The organism is Enterococcus mediterraneensis (genome assembly GCF_900604485.1).
GTDB lineage: Bacteria > Bacillota > Bacilli > Lactobacillales > Enterococcaceae > Enterococcus_C > Enterococcus_C mediterraneensis.
The window spans coordinates 1,162,408-1,177,811 of sequence record NZ_UWOP01000001.1 but is presented as its reverse complement, the minus strand read 5'-3'; the positions used below and the strand labels follow the sequence as shown (position 1 = coordinate 1,177,811).

The 15,404-nt window shown below is 41.7% G+C and carries 17 protein-coding genes and 1 tRNA gene; 15 read left to right on the top strand and 3 right to left on the bottom strand.

Annotated features, from left to right (window positions below; translation table 11 throughout):
- Positions 1–12: 12 nt before the first annotated feature.
- The 11 genes from glmU to EFB00_RS05685 all read left to right on the top strand — a co-directional run bounded on the left by glmU (position 13) and on the right by EFB00_RS05685 (position 9,061).
- On the top strand, positions 13–1,386 hold the full coding sequence (gene glmU, locus EFB00_RS05735) for a bifunctional UDP-N-acetylglucosamine diphosphorylase/glucosamine-1-phosphate N-acetyltransferase GlmU (RefSeq protein ID WP_122645921.1): 1,374 nt from the start codon (positions 13–15) through the stop codon (positions 1,384–1,386).
- Between the two features lie 120 nt (positions 1,387–1,506).
- The gene (locus tag EFB00_RS05730; RefSeq protein ID WP_122645920.1) at positions 1,507–2,478 is read left to right on the top strand and encodes a ribose-phosphate diphosphokinase; all 972 of its coding nucleotides are present in this window, start codon (positions 1,507–1,509) and stop codon (positions 2,476–2,478) included.
- 335 nt (positions 2,479–2,813) lie between these two features.
- Positions 2,814–3,755: a competence type IV pilus ATPase ComGA gene (gene comGA, locus EFB00_RS05725; RefSeq protein ID WP_122645919.1), complete on the top strand. Its 942-nt coding sequence runs from the start codon at positions 2,814–2,816 to the stop codon at positions 3,753–3,755.
- Complete coding sequence (comGB, locus tag EFB00_RS05720) at positions 3,727–4,779, top strand: competence type IV pilus assembly protein ComGB (protein WP_122645918.1); 1,053 nt, start codon at positions 3,727–3,729, stop codon at positions 4,777–4,779. Before comGA ends, comGB begins: the two co-directional genes overlap by 29 nt.
- On the top strand, positions 4,776–5,132 hold the full coding sequence (gene comGC, locus EFB00_RS05715; RefSeq protein WP_122645917.1) for a competence type IV pilus major pilin ComGC: 357 nt from the start codon (positions 4,776–4,778) through the stop codon (positions 5,130–5,132). The genes comGB and comGC overlap by 4 nt, the downstream gene beginning before the upstream one ends.
- Complete coding sequence (gene comGD, locus EFB00_RS05710) at positions 5,125–5,565, top strand: competence type IV pilus minor pilin ComGD (protein ID WP_122645916.1); 441 nt, start codon at positions 5,125–5,127, stop codon at positions 5,563–5,565. Before comGC ends, comGD begins: the two co-directional genes overlap by 8 nt.
- Before the next feature lie 106 nt (positions 5,566–5,671).
- A complete protein-coding gene (locus tag EFB00_RS05705; protein ID WP_164709433.1) occupies positions 5,672–5,860 on the top strand; it encodes a hypothetical protein in 189 nt (62 codons plus the stop codon).
- The gene (comGF, locus tag EFB00_RS05700; RefSeq protein ID WP_122645914.1) at positions 5,850–6,314 is read left to right on the top strand and encodes a competence type IV pilus minor pilin ComGF; all 465 of its coding nucleotides are present in this window, start codon (positions 5,850–5,852) and stop codon (positions 6,312–6,314) included. The genes EFB00_RS05705 and comGF overlap by 11 nt, the downstream gene beginning before the upstream one ends.
- On the top strand, positions 6,286–6,645 hold the full coding sequence (comGG, locus tag EFB00_RS05695; protein WP_122645913.1) for a competence type IV pilus minor pilin ComGG: 360 nt from the start codon (positions 6,286–6,288) through the stop codon (positions 6,643–6,645). Before comGF ends, comGG begins: the two co-directional genes overlap by 29 nt.
- A 178-nt stretch (positions 6,646–6,823) precedes the next feature.
- On the top strand, positions 6,824–7,828 hold the full coding sequence (locus EFB00_RS05690; protein WP_122645912.1) for a class I SAM-dependent methyltransferase: 1,005 nt from the start codon (positions 6,824–6,826) through the stop codon (positions 7,826–7,828).
- A 27-nt stretch (positions 7,829–7,855) separates the two neighbouring features.
- Positions 7,856–9,061: an acetate/propionate family kinase gene (locus EFB00_RS05685; protein ID WP_122645911.1), complete on the top strand. Its 1,206-nt coding sequence runs from the start codon at positions 7,856–7,858 to the stop codon at positions 9,059–9,061.
- A gap of 470 nt (positions 9,062–9,531) precedes the next feature.
- On the opposite strand, the gene EFB00_RS05680 is transcribed toward EFB00_RS05685, so the two are convergent.
- Positions 9,532–9,613 (bottom strand) — tRNA-Leu (locus EFB00_RS05680).
- Between the two features lie 132 nt (positions 9,614–9,745).
- Complete coding sequence (locus tag EFB00_RS05675) at positions 9,746–10,105, bottom strand: DUF4180 domain-containing protein (RefSeq protein WP_122645910.1); 360 nt, start codon at positions 10,103–10,105, stop codon at positions 9,746–9,748.
- 278 nt (positions 10,106–10,383) lie between these two features.
- Between EFB00_RS05675 and EFB00_RS05670 the strand changes: the two genes are divergently transcribed.
- Genes EFB00_RS05670 through EFB00_RS05655 form a run of 4 tightly spaced genes read left to right on the top strand, consistent with a single transcriptional unit; the run spans position 10,384 to position 12,737 of the window.
- On the top strand, positions 10,384–10,707 hold the full coding sequence (locus EFB00_RS05670) for a PadR family transcriptional regulator (protein ID WP_122647051.1): 324 nt from the start codon (positions 10,384–10,386) through the stop codon (positions 10,705–10,707).
- 1 nt (position 10,708) lies between these two features.
- Complete coding sequence (locus EFB00_RS05665) at positions 10,709–11,044, top strand: DUF1048 domain-containing protein (RefSeq protein ID WP_122645909.1); 336 nt, start codon at positions 10,709–10,711, stop codon at positions 11,042–11,044.
- The gene (locus tag EFB00_RS05660) at positions 11,044–11,967 is read left to right on the top strand and encodes an ABC transporter ATP-binding protein (protein WP_122645908.1); all 924 of its coding nucleotides are present in this window, start codon (positions 11,044–11,046) and stop codon (positions 11,965–11,967) included. The genes EFB00_RS05665 and EFB00_RS05660 overlap by 1 nt, the downstream gene beginning before the upstream one ends.
- The gene (locus tag EFB00_RS05655; protein WP_122645907.1) at positions 11,964–12,737 is read left to right on the top strand and encodes an ABC transporter permease; all 774 of its coding nucleotides are present in this window, start codon (positions 11,964–11,966) and stop codon (positions 12,735–12,737) included. Before EFB00_RS05660 ends, EFB00_RS05655 begins: the two co-directional genes overlap by 4 nt.
- Positions 12,738–12,803: 66 nt before the next feature.
- On the opposite strand, the gene EFB00_RS05650 is transcribed toward EFB00_RS05655, so the two are convergent.
- The gene (locus tag EFB00_RS05650; protein WP_122645906.1) at positions 12,804–15,233 is read right to left on the bottom strand and encodes an ATP-binding cassette domain-containing protein; all 2,430 of its coding nucleotides are present in this window, start codon (positions 15,231–15,233) and stop codon (positions 12,804–12,806) included.
- Positions 15,234–15,404 lie beyond the last annotated feature (171 nt).

Genomic DNA, 15,404 nt, shown 5'->3' with positions numbered 1-15,404 from the left:
GGAGTGGACTACGTGACAACACGTTTTGCAATTATTTTGGCAGCGGGTAAAGGAACCCGTATGAAATCCAAATTATATAAAGTATTACATCCGGTTTGCGGCAAACCGATGGTAGAGCATATCATGAACCGAGTAATGGAAACACAGCCTCAAGAAATCGTTACTGTTGTTGGCCATGGCGCCGACAAAGTGAAGGAACAACTAGGCGAGCGCAGCCAATACGCACTGCAAGCAGAGCAATTAGGAACAGGACATGCGGTATTGCAAGTAGAGCCGTTTTTAAAAGGTAAAAAAGGCACGACGTTGGTAATCAGCGGCGATACACCTTTGTTGACTACTGAAACGCTGAATAATCTTTTTGAATACCATCAAGGAAAAAACGCCAGCGCAACGATTTTGACTGCCAAAGCAGATGATCCAACCGGTTATGGCCGGATCATCCGCGATCATGTTGGGATCGTGGAAAAAATCGTAGAACAAAAAGACGCGAATCCAGAAGAAGCGAAAGTAACAGAGATCAATACCGGTACCTATTGTTTTGACAATGAATTGCTGTTTGAAGCATTGTCCCATTTAGATACTGATAATGCTCAAGGAGAATACTACCTGACAGATATCATCGAGATCTTGAAAGCAAACGGCAAAACCGTAGCGGCTTATCAAACGGAAGATTTTGAAGAATCTTTAGGTGTCAACGATCGAGTAGCATTAGCCCAAGCCAATCAGATCATGCGCAAACGAATCAACCATCAGCACATGGTCAACGGAGTATCATTGATTGATCCTGCGGCGACTTATATCGATGCCGGAGTCAAGATCGGTGCAGAAACAGTCATCGAACCAGGCGTATATTTGAAAGGTGCTACGGTGATCGGAGAAGAATGCGTGATCACTGCGCAATCACAGATTGTAGATAGTGTGATTGAAGACGGTGTCGTGGTGAAATCTTCAGTCATCGAAGAAAGTCTCGTTAAAAAAGGCGCTGACGTGGGTCCATTCGCTCATTTACGTCCAAAAGCTGAAATCCATGAAAATGCCCATATCGGTAATTTCGTTGAAGTGAAAAATGCTCAGATCGGTGAAGGAACAAAAGTCGGACACCTGACATATGTTGGGGACGCGACACTAGGGAAAGAGATCAATGTGGGCTGTGGCGTCGTTTTTGTCAACTATGACGGCAAGCAAAAATATCACACAACTGTCGGTGATCACAGCTTCATCGGTTCTAACGCCAACTTGGTAGGTCCAGTCAATGTCGCGCAGAATACATCCATCGCGGCAGGGACGACCGTTACTCAAGATATCCCTGAATATGCTATGGCAATCGGTCGTGTTCGCCAAGAAAACAAAGAGAATTACGCAAAAAAATTGCCATTTTTGAATTAAACATTCCCAATTTTATGTGAAATAACTTGATTTATGTAACAAAAATGACTACTATTTATTAGGAAGAGTTGCTAATAAATAGTAGTTTTCTTATTGTATTGAAAGAAAGTGGAGGTTCTCATGTCAAATCAGTATTTTGATCCAAGATTGAAAATTTTTGCGTTGAATTCAAATCGTCCTTTGGCAGAAAAAATCGCGGCAGCAGTTGGTGTAGAATTGGGGAAATGTTCAGTTAATCAATTCAGCGACGGCGAAATCCAAGTAAACATTGAAGAAAGTATCCGCGGTGCCCATGTCTATGTCATCCAATCAACCAGCAGTCCGGTAAATGATAATTTGATGGAATTGTTGATCATGATAGACGCTTTGAAACGAGCAAGCGCAAAAACGATCAACGTAGTAATGCCTTATTACGGCTATGCCCGCCAAGACCGCAAAGCCCGTTCCCGCGAACCGATCACTGCGAAATTGGTTGCTAATATGCTAGAAAAAGCCGGCGCGACTCGGATGGTCACTCTTGACCTGCATGCGGCGCAAATCCAAGGTTTCTTTGATATTCCAGTGGATCATTTGATGGGAGCACCATTGATCGCTAACTATTTCTTAGAAAAAGGGATCCAAGGCGATGATGTCGTAGTTGTTTCACCAGACCATGGTGGCGTAACACGGGCACGTAAATTAGCCGAATTTTTGAAATCACCGATCGCCATCATCGACAAACGTCGTCCAAAAGCAAATGTTGCTGAAGTTATGAATATTATCGGACATGTAGAAGGCAAAATCTGTGTCTTGATCGATGATATGATCGATACTGCCGGTACGATCACATTGGCTGCTAACGCATTGAAAGAAGCCGGTGCGAAAAGTGTCTACGCTTCTTGTACACACCCTGTATTGTCCGGTCCTGCTTTGCAACGTATCCAAGATTCAGCTATCGAACGCTGTGTCGTGACGGATTCTATCTATCTGCCTGAAGACCGCCGCACAGAAAAAATCGATGAAATCAGTGTCAGCGCACTGATGGGAGAAGCAATTAAACGGATTCATGAGAACAAACCTGTAAGTCCACTTTTTGAAACAAAACCAGTTTAAAATCAAACTGAGATATAAACTGTTCTGCTAAAAATATCTGAACGATAAGCGAGCAATGAATGTTTTTGAAACTAGATTTTTCTAAGTTTTGGAAACCGTTCATCGTCTGCTGTCGTTTGGATATTTTTTTTCGTCTCATTTCCTCCTATGACAACTTATTTTTGCGTAATTCACTCCCTGTTTTCTTTCCAATTCCGATTCTTTATAAAGAATAAAATAACAATTATAGCAAAAAATAATTACATCCATTGATAAAAGTCCGAGCATTATATTTTTTCTAAAAAATATTTGGATGGATAGCGTATCTATAAACAGAGAAAGGAAAAGAAGCGAACATGGATATTGAAAAATTCACAGATGAGTTGATTTTCTTTGGGCGACAGGAAAGGATGCAAGATCTAGCGATCCATCCTTACGAAGAACACATGCGGGTCTTGTTTCGGAAAAATACGTCCATCCATCTTTATAAAGAGCTTTCTTTTGAAGATGCACATCAAGTGATCAGCCGTTTCAAATATTTGGGAAAGATGGATATAGGAGAAAAACGCAAAGTCCAGCTAGGTGCCATCACCTATCGGACAAAGGAATTCATTCAGCGTTTGCGTTTGTCGACAGTAGGAGATTATCGTTTGCAGGAGAGTTTGGTAGCACGATTCCTATATCCGTTGTCTGACGATACTCAACACTTTTTTCTGCCTGAACAATTGCTGATCGTTACCCAGCAGACGCGTCCGACCGGGCTGTATTTGTTTAGCGGACCCACTGGCAGCGGCAAAACCACATTGATGTACCATTTGGCAAAAAAGGAGGATGGACAAGTCATCACTATTGAAGATCCGGTCGAGATCGAAGAGCCGCAATTTTTACAACTGCAGACCAATGAAAAGATCCAGCAGACTTATGATCAGCTGATCCAGTTGTCGTTGCGGCATCGACCGGATTTATTGATCATCGGCGAGATACGGGATAAGAAGACGGCAGCGGCAGCGATCCGGGCGGCTCTTACTGGGCACAAAGTATTCGCGACGATCCATGCCCGCGGAGTCGCAGAAACATTGGATCGGATCCGGGACCTGGTAGGCGAGAACCAAGAGCTGGAACATTGTTTGGCAGGAGTCATCTATCAACGGCTCCTATCAGCCACAGATGGAAGGACTGGCGCGCTTTTGGCCTACGAATTTAAAGATAAAGCGGTAATGTCGGATTGGCGAGAAAATCTTACAAAATTAGCGAGGGAAGGAAGGATCGATGAAACGACTTTGCAAATTGAAAGATAAGTGTTTAAAGCTGTTTGTGAAAAAAATTGAAGCCAGAGAGCGTCAGCTTTTTGTCAAGGTGGTTGCTGTTCTGCTGGAAAATGGCTTTAGCTTGCAAGAAGCGTTGGTGGTGATCAGCCGCAGCCGGCGCTTGAAAGGAGGGATAGCTGAAAACTTTCAAAAACAGCTGTCTGTCGGAAAAACGTTGGCACAATGCTTTCAGTCAATCGGTTTTTCTCCACAAGAAATCGCTCAGATCCAATTAGCCGAAGAGCATGGCAGCGTCTGCGACACATTGCACCAAATCGAAAAACAATTGGCATTATTTTTGAAGCAACGGGAAGAATTTCGGAAAGTCGCAATCTATCCACTTTTGTTGATCTTCTTTGTCTTAGCAGTCCTTTTCAGTATGCGTCAATTTTTATTGCCGCAATTATTAGCCACCGGTATGGTAACACCTGAACATGGCGGCATCCGTTTTTTATATTGGTCACCATATATTTTAGGCGGGATAATTTTATTGATTTTTGTTATTTTAATATCGTTTAATTGTTATTTTAAGGAGAAAGACCAACTGACAAAAGCCTGTATTTGGAGTCGGCTGCCGATTATCGGAATCTATTATCGTTTATACACGGCAGCCTATTTTTCGTTGGAATGGGGTAAGCTTTTTGTACAAGGAATCGAGATTTATCAAATTATTCAATTGATGCAAAAAACAGCGGCGGATTCTTTGATGAATGAGTGGGCTCAGGATCTGAACCAGACATTGACACAAGGAAAAGCTTTAGCTGAAAAATTAGCAGAGTATCCCTTTGTGACGGAGGAATTTTCTATTATTGTCTTTCAAGGAGAGGCGAAAGGAAAGTTGGGTGAGGAACTGATCCTTTACAGCCAACTGACGAATCAGCTATTGATCAGACGGATCGAAGGCGTGATGCGTTGGATCCAACCAATCGTTTTTTTGTTCGTTACAGTCTTGATCATCAGTGTCTATGGCGCGATGTTTTTACCGATTTATAGCAATATGGGAGGAATTGGATGAAAAAAGTGAAGAATGGTTTAAAAAAGGATGTAAAAACGGCTGAAAGAGATGCAGACAAATTAGGAAGATCAAAGAGAAAATATTTAGGATTTACGTTGATCGAGATGCTTTTTGTTTTATTGATCATTAGTGTTTTAGTACTGCTTTTTGTGCCAAATCTTGCGAAACATCGCGATACTGCCGATAAGGAAAGTGATACTGCGATCATTGCGGTCGTGGAGACCCAGATGGAGCTTTATCAAATCGAGAATCCAGATAAAGCGAAGCCAGATGCGAAGAAACTTGAAGAGGAAGACTATATCACTGAAGAGCAATTAAAAAAATATCTGGCGGCGAAAGCCAGACATGAGTAAAACGGCGGGGTTTACATTAGCAGAGTCGCTGGCAGTCTTAGCGATCGTCAGCTTTTTTACACTGCTGCCGCTGCTTGCCCTGCAAAGATGGCAAGAGATCCTGAATGTACAACAGTTTTTAGCGCGGTTTGAAAAAAGTATATTGGTCACCCAGCAACTGGCAATCACTGATAAGACCCGCACGCAGTTTTTTCTCACGCCGGATCAGCGAAGTATCTATTTTTCGACCTCTCGGCAGCCGGAAAGTCAGCTGCCGACTCTGATGATTCCTCAAGAGCTGACAGTCAACAAGTTTCCGGCGATCGCATTTGTTGCTCAGACGGGAAACAACAGCAAGATGGAAACCATAACTTTTCAATGGAAAGCACAACGCCAGACTATCCAATACAAATTTCAACTTGGGAGTGGTCATTATCAGAAAGTCATCGACTAGTGGATTTATTTTATTAGAGACGCTTTTTTCATTGTTGCTGCTCAGTAGTTGTTTGCTGTTATATCTTTCTTCGGAAACAAAGATGCTGTCCCAAAGCGCGGAGATGATGGAAAAAGCCCGAACTGCCCGAATCATGTACGAAGAGACCAAAGCTTTTGCTCGTCATGGCGGATCTCTTGAACGAAAGGTGAACTATGAAAATGACTACTACGTAACCATTCAGAAAACTACGCGGATTGAAAAAATAACAGCTCGTTCTCAAGGGCAACAGTTGGTGATCTGTTTTGAAAAATGATCTGGATTCAAATAGCAGAAGAATCGGAAAAGATAGGAATGACTGGAGCAGCGGTTTTACTTTGATCGAATGTCTTTTCACATTACTTATGCTTAGCGGCTTTTTGCTGCTAGCTGCAGCGACGATCCAACATCACAAGCAGATCGAACCGCTTTTGATGCGACGCAATCGACAAGAATTCGAGATTTTTTTGATCCAATTGGAAAACGAGCTTGCTGAAAGAACCTTGCAAAAAACAGAAAACCAGCGGATCACTCTGAAAGGCACGAATGTTACGACGTTTATCAAATATCAGAATCAAAAAATCGTCAAAGAGGAAAATGGCGGACATCATCCTTTATTGATGGATGTCAAAACCGTCTTGTTCCAACAAAAGGATTCGTGTATCGAGATCACTGTCTGGTTCAACAATGGAGATATCAATTATGGGAAATGGATCATCAACGAAACATAAAGGCGGTATCATGCTTTCTGCGGTTTTTCTTGTATTTATCTTCAGTGTCTTGCTGCTGACGGCATTGGAGAATCACCGTTTGGCCACGACATTTGCCATTCGTACGCAAAAATTGTACGTAGCGAAAACCATGAAAGAAATGTTTTGGTATGAGTATCTTCGGCAAAAAGATCCCCAAAGCAGTGGCAGTGTGGCCTTTAACCAAGGTCTCCTTCGTTATCAAAGTCAATCAGAGTTACTACGGATCTGGGTGGATCATGGGGGCGGCACCTTCTATTTTGAAGAAGTACTGAAAAAAGACAAAGATAAAACAGTTTTGAAAGAAAACTAAGACAGAATGCTGGAAAGCTTTGGCATAAGCTTTTCAGTTATTTTTTTAGAAAAGATCTCACCAATTTGAATAGACCGCCGAAAAATTTACCGTGAAACCGATTGATAATTTTACAGGAATCAGCTAGAATTAAACAGGTATAAAAGTTGTTATACCTATCTATGAAATGAGGTGCGAGATGTTTCCAGAAAAAATCGAAAAAAGCTTTGAATTGAACCTTGAAGCCATCCAATTGTTACAAAATGCATTGGATTCATCTTTTCTTGATGCCTATACCGAAAATGTTGAGAACCAAATCGATCATTTTCAAGTCCGTGTAATTGATGGCGTTCCCAACGAGGAAACCACCAAAAAAATCGAAGCTCTTTATCAGCAGCTTCAAGAAATCTCTTTAGAAGATGAAGAGATCCGCAAACTTTCTCAATTGTTGTTATTAAAAGGCGGCAGGACCGAAAAATTGCAGCCTAATCATCAATTGACACCAGACGGGATCGGCTTTTTATTTGTCTATCTGATCGAACAACTCTATCCTCAAAAAGGAAAATTAGCCGTGTTGGATGTTGCTGCAGGCATGGGCAATCTGCTGTTGACAGTTTTGTTGAACTTGCAGTTGGCAAAATATGAACCTAAAGGCTACGGAGTTGATATCGACGAGACACTCTTATCTGTAGCTGCGGCGACAAGTGATTGGACACATGCAGATGTCCAACTGTTCCACCAAGACGGACTGCAGGATCTTTTAGCAGACCCAATGGATGTCGTTATCAGTGATTTACCGGTGGGGTACTATCCTCATGACGAAAAAGCGTCGAAGTTTTTGACCGCGGTGGAAGAAGAGCATAGTTTCGCTCATCATTTATTGATGGAACAAGCGATGAATTATGTTAAAGAAAACAGCTTTGGTCTCTTTTTAGTACCAAGCAATTTCTTAGAGACACAGCAAAGTGCTGCCTTGAAAAAATTATTTGTTGAAAAAGCTTATCTGCAAGCTATCATTCAGTTGCCGGACGAGTTGTTCAAAAATGAAGCGTCACGCAAAAGTATCGTTATTTTACAACAAAAGGGCGAACATGCACAGCAAGCCTCGGAAGTTTTGGTGGCAAAACTTGCTACTTTGAAAGAACCCACGAAAGTTGCTGAATTCTTTAAACAATTTGAGGCATGGAAAGCTTCAAATTTATAATAAATTAATGGAATTAAGGAGATAGTTATGTCTAAAACAATCGCGATCAATGCAGGTAGTTCAAGTTTGAAATGGCAATTGTATCAAATGCCGCAAGAATCAGTCGTTGCGAAAGGAATCGTTGAACGTATCGGTTTGAAAGATTCTATTTTTACCATTAAATACGGAGAAGGCGAAAAATTCGAAACGGTCGTAGACATCGATGATCATGAAATCGCTGTTCAAATGCTTTTAGATCAATTGATCGAATTGAATATTTTAGAGTCGTATGACGAAATTACTGGGGTTGGCCACCGGGTCGTTGCCGGCGGAGAATACTTCAAAGATTCCACGATCATTACTGACGATGTATTAGCAAAAATCGAAGAGTTGGCTGAATTAGCACCATTACATAATCCAGCTAATGCAATGGGGATCAAAGCCTTCAAACATATTTTGCCAGACATCATCAGTGTGGCTGTTTTTGATACTTCTTTCCACACAACGATGCCGAAAGTAAACTACATGTACAGCGTGCCAAAAGAATATTATGAAAAACATGCGGCACGTAAATACGGTGCTCACGGTACTAGTCACCGTTTCGTTTCACAACGCGCAATCGAATTTTTGAACAAACCTGAAGAAGAAACCAAAATCATCACTTGTCATATCGGTAACGGAGCTTCTATCACTGCTGTCAAAGGCGGTAAATCCGTTGATACATCAATGGGCTTCACACCATTAGCTGGCGTTACGATGGGTACTCGTTCTGGTGATATCGACGCTTCATTATTGCCTTATTTGATGCGTAAAGAAGGTATCGAAGACGTTAACGAAATGATCGATATTTTGAATAAAAAATCCGGTATTTTAGGTCTGTCAGGAATTTCCAGTGATATGCGGGATGTTCAAAAAGCGGCAGCCAGCCACAATGAAGACGCCGAATTAGCGATCGAGATCTACGCAGATCGTATCCGTAAATACATCGCACAATATATCGCTGTGATGAATGGCGTTGATGCGATCGTCTTTACTGCCGGTGTTGGTGAAAATGCGGCTTATATCCGTGAAGCAGTCTTGAAACCAATGACTTGGTTTGGTATCAAATTGAACCCAACAGTAAACAACTTGATCCATGGAGAAGAAGCAGAAATCACAGCGCCTGATTCCAAGGTGAAAGTTTTTGTTATCCCAACAGATGAAGAATTAGTGATCGCTCGCGACGTGCAACGTTTAAGCGCGAAATTAAACTAAGTTCTTATAAAAAGCTAAGCTGACTATACAGCGATTTTCAAAGGGTGTTAGGCGATTGCTTGACACTCTTTTTGCTATCTATGGGATCTTTAAAAGCGAGAAACAGATCTTTCGCTGCAGTCAGTGGCCGAAGTGATAATAAAAAAACAAAAATATGTCTTATAAAAAAACACTAGATGACAAAGGTCTGTAACGCCTCGACAATGTCTGGTGTTTTTTGGCAGATAAGGATGTTCCCTGAACTATTTATTGATTTTAATGATCAGCAGTAAGAGTCCCATTGCTGATCGTTGGTTTAAGTATCTGGGATATTATCAGTACGCTCTCGAAACAGAAAAAAGCGAAAATAGCATAAAATTGTTTGTCGCTGATAAATCTGTATAAATCAAAAACCACTCTGATCAATCTTTACCGATTTGGTCAGAGTGGTTTTTTCAGTTTGAGACCGATAAAATCATCAGTCGTATTTATGCGGAAGATGGGAGTTGAACCCACACGAGCTAAGCTCACACGCGCCTGAAGCGTGCGCGTCTGCCATTCCGCCACTTCCGCAGAAAGTCTTTATCGACTCAAGACTACATGTTATAGGATAATCGAAAGCGGCGGATTTTGCAAAGTTTTTTTGTAAAATCCGGCAAAAAATTTAGATTCGTCATGAAGTCAATTTCAAGTTTATCTGTAAACTTATTGGTTTTTCAAACGAGCGATTCCTTTTTCTTCTGTGCCGACAAAAAAGAAATGACTGCCTTGATTACATTCATAAATAAAGTCTTTTAGCGCATTGCTTTGATACTGACTAAAGTCACCTACGATCGCTAAACGGATTTGATATTGGACAAATTTCTGCAAGATTTCGCCAGCTAATTTACTCCGCAGATCAAAGAATGCCTCTGAAAAAGCTTCTTTACTGACAACGATATCATTTGTATCGTATTCGATGGCAAGAGAGAAGGCAAAATCTAATGCTTCTTGTGCATCTTGGATTTTTTGAGGAGTTTCAGCGAGAATTATTTTGTGCTGATGGTCTTGGTAAAGTCTGGACATTGATTTTAGTTCCTTTCGTATAATTTCAAATAAACAGCAAAACTGATACAATATGGCAGAATCACCGCTATTTTTTCCAATTATAGCATTTCCTCTTAATAAATTCTTAATTTTTATAAACAATGCTCTTGACCATTTTGCTACTTAGTAATATTATATAGCAGAACCTAGTGATAGTGAGTACCTAGGAAGGATTGCTTGTAAATGATTGTAACGTTCGTCAACTACATAGTATTACTATATAGCAGACGACAGAACGAAAAAGAAAGGAACAAATGATGAAAGGACTAACAGAATTACTCAAAGGTGTGTTGGAAGGCATTGTGCTTCAAAAGATCGCTAAAGGAGAGACATATGGTTATGAGATCACCAATTATTTAGTTGATCTTGGATTTGAAGACATTGTCGAAGGAACAGTCTACACAGTACTGTTGCGTTTAGAGAAAAAGGGGCTTTTAAATGTCGAAAAGCGTAAATCAGAATTAGGACCGCCGCGAAAATTTTATTCGTTGAACGTAGCCGGCGAAAAATATCTAGATGAGTTTTGGGAAAAATGGTTGTTTTTAGAAGATCGATTGCATGAATTAAAAGGAGAGAAATAAAATGACAAATTGGTATACAAATATGCGAAGTGAGAAAAAGAGATATAAAGACTATCAAAAGGCAAAAGCGCAACTGCCAGACGAGTATAAAAAAGCATTGACTGCATTGGATCATTACATGATGAATTTTTTTGGTAGCGGTGAATTCATGGTGATCTTTGAAGATCTGCTGCAACTGTTCGCTGATGCAGCAGCGGAAGGCAGACCGATCAAAGAGATCGTTGGGGAAGATCCGGTGCAATTCGCAGATGAGATCATGGCGGAATATCCAGAAGTATTGTGGATCAACAAGACCCGTAAAAAACTAAGAGATGAATTTGAAAGGATCGAAAAATAATGAAAACAATCCAATCACAACCCATAATCACCATAGAACATGTCAAAAAACAATTCGGGGATGTCAAAGTGTTGAAAGATATCTCCATGTCTGTTGAGAAAGGCGCGATCTACACATTACTAGGAGAAAACGGTGCTGGTAAAACTACGCTGATCAAAATGATGACTACCTTATTGCTGCCAGACAGCGGTACGATCACTATCAAAGGACTTTCTGTTCAGAAACAGCCTAATGACGTTCGTGAGTTGATCAGTCTGAACTCCCAAGAAGCAACTGTCGACATGTTTTTCACCGGCTATGAAAATCTGCGCCTGATCGCCCGTTTGCGCAATGTAAAAAATGAAAAAACAACCATTGCTCAATTAGCAAAACGATTGGGGTTAGAAGAATTTATCAATCGTCGGGTGGCGGAATATTCTGGCGGGATGCGTCGTCGTTTGGATATCGCCATGTCTTTAGTTGGTGATCCTGAGATCATTTTCTTGGATGAACCGACCACCGGTGTCGATCCAAAAAATCGTTTGGAAATCTGGCGTATCATCCAAGAATTGCGAGAAGAAGGCAAGACGATCTTCCTTACCACACAGTATTTGGATGAAGCGGATCGCCTGTCGGATCGAATCTATTTTCTCCATCACGGTGAGATCGTATTGGAAGGGACACCTGCTGAATTGAAGAAAAATACCAATCAGAAAATCGGAATCACTATCGAACCTTCGCAGCAGGAATTAGCAAATGAGTTATTAAACCAGCTGGCGATCGAGTATCAAGTAAAAGATACTGCCTACACCGTCAACGAGGCGGATCGACAAGCTGTATTGAAATTACTGGTAGACAATCATATAGCGATCACTGGGCTAAAAGCAGAAGAAGTTAGTTTGGAAACGATCTTTTTGACAATCACGAAGGAGCAAGAAAAATGAAAACTTTTAAACAATTATCTGCGTTAACAACGCGGATCTTAAGACAGAATCTAACCAATCCAGATACACTGATCACCGTTTTTGGTACACCGATCTTTATGCTGCTGTTCTTTGTCTATGTATTTGGCGGCAGCATCAGCTTGAACGGGACTGAGACCTCGACGGCTGATTATTTAAATTACGCGTTGCCAGGATTTATGCTGATCACGATGACGATGGGTTCAGCGTATACATCATTAAGAATCAATATGGACAAATCAAGCGGCTTCTTGGATCGCCTCCACACGATGCCCATACGCCGCTGGATCGTTTTAGGCTCTCACGTGGTCGCTTCGGTAATCTTTATGCTGCTGTCTGAGCTGACGACATTTGTTGTTGGTATGATCATGGGCTTCCGTCCAGAGTTCTCAGCCGGCAACATGCTGCTGTTTTTGGCGATCTCGATTCTCTTCGCATTTGCCATGACGTTGATCGCGATCCCATTTTCTATCACCGCCAAAAGCTGGGAAAGTGCGGGTAGTTTCTCTTACTTGCTGCTGATGTTATTGTTTGTCAGCTCCGCGTTCGTACCAACTGCCGGGATGGCAAAACCGATCGCTGTTTTTGCGAAACATCAGCCGATGACACCGATCGTTGAAGCAGCCCGCAATCTGTTGTTGGAAAACAACGGTATCCACAGCGGCGATCTATCCTTAGCATTCATCTGGTTGGCCGCAATCGTGGTTGTTTTCGGTATCTTCTCTTATCAAAGATACCAAAAAGTATTCTAAAAAAATCAGGAGCAGTGAAGATCTATCCGCACCAATTCGCAAGGAGATCTTCACTGCTCCTGTTTTTTAGTTCAAATGTTTGGCGGTTTGGGTTGTGCTGGTGAGGAATTCACCGATCGGACCGCTAAATGTTACATGTCCGCCGTCTTTTCCGCCTATCGGACCTAATTCGATAACGTAGTCTGCTTGTCGGATAACATCCAGATTGTGTTCGATAAAGATAAATGTGTTGCCTTCGTTCGTTAATTGTTGGATCAGCTCCATAAAATGATAGACATCGATTTTATGCATCCCAGTCGTAGGCTCGTCCATCAAGAAGAGGTTTTTATTTTGTTTTTCTTTGGCAATGGCAGCGGCTAGACGCAGGCGCTGCATTTCTCCACCGGATAATGTGTCCGTCGACTGACCCAACGTCACATAATCCAAATTGGTTTTTTGCAATAAGACCAGCGGCTTGGTGTCTATTTTTTGCCGGCTTAAAAATTCAATAGCAGTAGGTATATCCATCATTAAAACATCATAGATGGAACGGCCGTCTACTTTGATTGCTAAGACTTCTTCCTTATACCGAGTACCATGGCATTCAGGACAGGTGATCTCGATGTTTTGGAAGAAGAGCTGATTGCTTTCGATGGTCCCTAATCCTTGGCAGTTGGGGCAGCGGCCTTCACCAGAATTAAATGAGAAATCACTGCTTTTCAAATTTTTCCCTTGTTGTTTTGCAGCATCAGCAAATAATGCTCGGATCTTATCAAAAAGATCCAAATAAGTAGCAATGATCGAGCGGCGATTGCGGGCGGGGCGCTTTTGACTGATGGTGATCAGATGTCGGAAATCACTTTCCCAACGAACAGTATCAGAATCATTCAGTTCTGTTTCGGCGATTTCATTGAAAACCAGACTAGATTTTCCTGAACCTGAAACACCGGTCACCACCGTCAAACATTGCGCAGGGATCGTCAATGAGATATCTTTCAGATTATTGGTTCGTGCGTGATCTACCGTTAACGCCGGGGTATTAGTTGAGCGTGTTTGACTGTCCTGCTGATATTTTTTTTGCTGTGATCGATAAAGCAGGGAATGGGTGTCTTGCCGCAAGTGGTCATAAGTCCCTGAAGCTAAGATTTCGCCGCCTTTTACACCGGATTTTGGTCCGATCTCGATGACCCAATCAGCCTGTTGGATCACTGATTCATCATGTTCGATGACCACCACGGTATTTTGCCGATCACAGATATTTTTGATCATCTTGATCACGCCATCGGTATCATTGGGATGAAGACCGATAGTTGGTTCGTCCAATAGATAGATCAGTTCAGTCATAGGCGAATCCAAGACTGCCGCTAATTTGATCCGCTGTGCTTCTCCTCCAGACAATGTGGCATAAGAGCGATTCAATGAAAGGTAGGCTAGTCCTACTTGATCGATCCGCTTGATTTTTGTCAATATATCTTGCAGATAGTCTCGAACAAAAACAGCTTGTTTCTCAGTCATTTTCGCGGCGATTTCTTCTAACCACTCTTTCAATTGCAGCAGATCCCAGCTTTCGATTTCGGGAAGCGGCTGTTGGAAGACAGTTGCGGAACGGCTCAATGGATTGAGCTTTGCGCCATGGCAATCAGGACAGACAGTTTCCCCAACATATGGCGCAAAGGCCGCCGGTACGCCGCTGCTTTCGGAGATTTTTTGCCAGATTTTCGTATCAATGCCGTCAAAGCGGCCGTCTTGGACTTTTTTCGGCATTTTTATTTCTTGCACAAAATCAGCGTTGATCCCTTTTTTTAACAATAGCCATTGTTCTTCTGTAAATTCTGTCAACGGCTTTTGTTCAGGCACCGGCAGTTTTAAGTGGCGCAACAGATTATAGTAGATACCGGTTTGATAATCACGATATCCTTTCGCCCAGATAGTGACTGCGCCTTCTTCCAAGGATTTTGCGGAATCATAGATTTTTGATTCTTTAAGTGCCAGTGTTTTTCCTAATCCGTGGCAAGTAGGGCAGGCGCCTTCTTTGGTATTGAAAGAAAAATGAGAACGGGTCAGTTTGTCCATTCGATAATTGCAATTTGGGCAATACATGTAAACATGAAATTGACCGGCGATTTTTTCCGTTTCTTCTTTGGCGTCACTGGCGGCGATTTGTTGCTGACAATTCGGACATTGTCGTGTATGGAGTTTTTCAAAGATCATGCGCAAATCAGTGAAGATGTCAGTCTGGGTGCCTAAAGTAGAACGGGGATTTTCGTTGCGGTCTTCTTGGTCGATCAAGATCGCCGGCGACAAGTGTCGGATCTCGTCAACTTTCGGTTTTTGGATGCCTTGGTAATTCATCGCTTCCAAATATTGCCGCTGGGCTTCCATATAAAGAGTATCTTTCACCAATGTCGTTTTTCCTGAACCAGATAAACCGGTGATCACGGTGAACTGATTACGGGGAATATCTAAATCGATATGTTTCAAATTTTTTTCGTGGGCATTGCGGATCTCAATCTTCATTTTTCTCACCTCGTTACCAGTTTACTAGATTACGGCGTTACTCGATAGCAGAAAGTTATTTTATTGTTATATATAGAAAATAAATATTCTCACAATACTTGCCAAACTGTTTCACGTGAAACGTTTTTAGAAAGTGTTCAAAAAACTTTGAAATCAATGAATTGGAAAGAA

Bases quoted from the DNA above. Each gene is read 5' to 3' on its own strand.
- EFB00_RS05690 (WP_122645912.1), top strand. From the start codon at position 6,824: ATGTTTCCAGAAAAAATCGAAAAAAGCTTTGAATTGAACCTTGAAGCC.
- EFB00_RS05655 (WP_122645907.1), top strand. From the start codon at position 11,964: ATGAAAACTTTTAAACAATTATCTGCGTTAACAACGCGGATCTTAAGA.
- comGC (WP_122645917.1), top strand. From the start codon at position 4,776: ATGAAAAAAGTGAAGAATGGTTTAAAAAAGGATGTAAAAACGGCTGAA.
- EFB00_RS05670 (WP_122647051.1), top strand. From the start codon at position 10,384: ATGAAAGGACTAACAGAATTACTCAAAGGTGTGTTGGAAGGCATTGTG.
- EFB00_RS05660 (WP_122645908.1), top strand. From the start codon at position 11,044: ATGAAAACAATCCAATCACAACCCATAATCACCATAGAACATGTCAAA.
- EFB00_RS05730 (WP_122645920.1), top strand. From the start codon at position 1,507: ATGTCAAATCAGTATTTTGATCCAAGATTGAAAATTTTTGCGTTGAAT.
- EFB00_RS05705 (WP_164709433.1), top strand. From the start codon at position 5,672: ATGGAAAAAGCCCGAACTGCCCGAATCATGTACGAAGAGACCAAAGCT.
- comGA (WP_122645919.1), top strand. From the start codon at position 2,814: ATGGATATTGAAAAATTCACAGATGAGTTGATTTTCTTTGGGCGACAG.
- EFB00_RS05650 (WP_122645906.1), bottom strand. From the start codon at position 15,233: ATGAAGATTGAGATCCGCAATGCCCACGAAAAAAATTTGAAACATATC.
- EFB00_RS05685 (WP_122645911.1), top strand. From the start codon at position 7,856: ATGTCTAAAACAATCGCGATCAATGCAGGTAGTTCAAGTTTGAAATGG.
- comGG (WP_122645913.1), top strand. From the start codon at position 6,286: ATGGGAAATGGATCATCAACGAAACATAAAGGCGGTATCATGCTTTCT.
- EFB00_RS05675 (WP_122645910.1), bottom strand. From the start codon at position 10,105: ATGTCCAGACTTTACCAAGACCATCAGCACAAAATAATTCTCGCTGAA.
- comGB (WP_122645918.1), top strand. From the start codon at position 3,727: ATGAAACGACTTTGCAAATTGAAAGATAAGTGTTTAAAGCTGTTTGTG.
- comGD (WP_122645916.1), top strand. From the start codon at position 5,125: ATGAGTAAAACGGCGGGGTTTACATTAGCAGAGTCGCTGGCAGTCTTA.
- EFB00_RS05665 (WP_122645909.1), top strand. From the start codon at position 10,709: ATGACAAATTGGTATACAAATATGCGAAGTGAGAAAAAGAGATATAAA.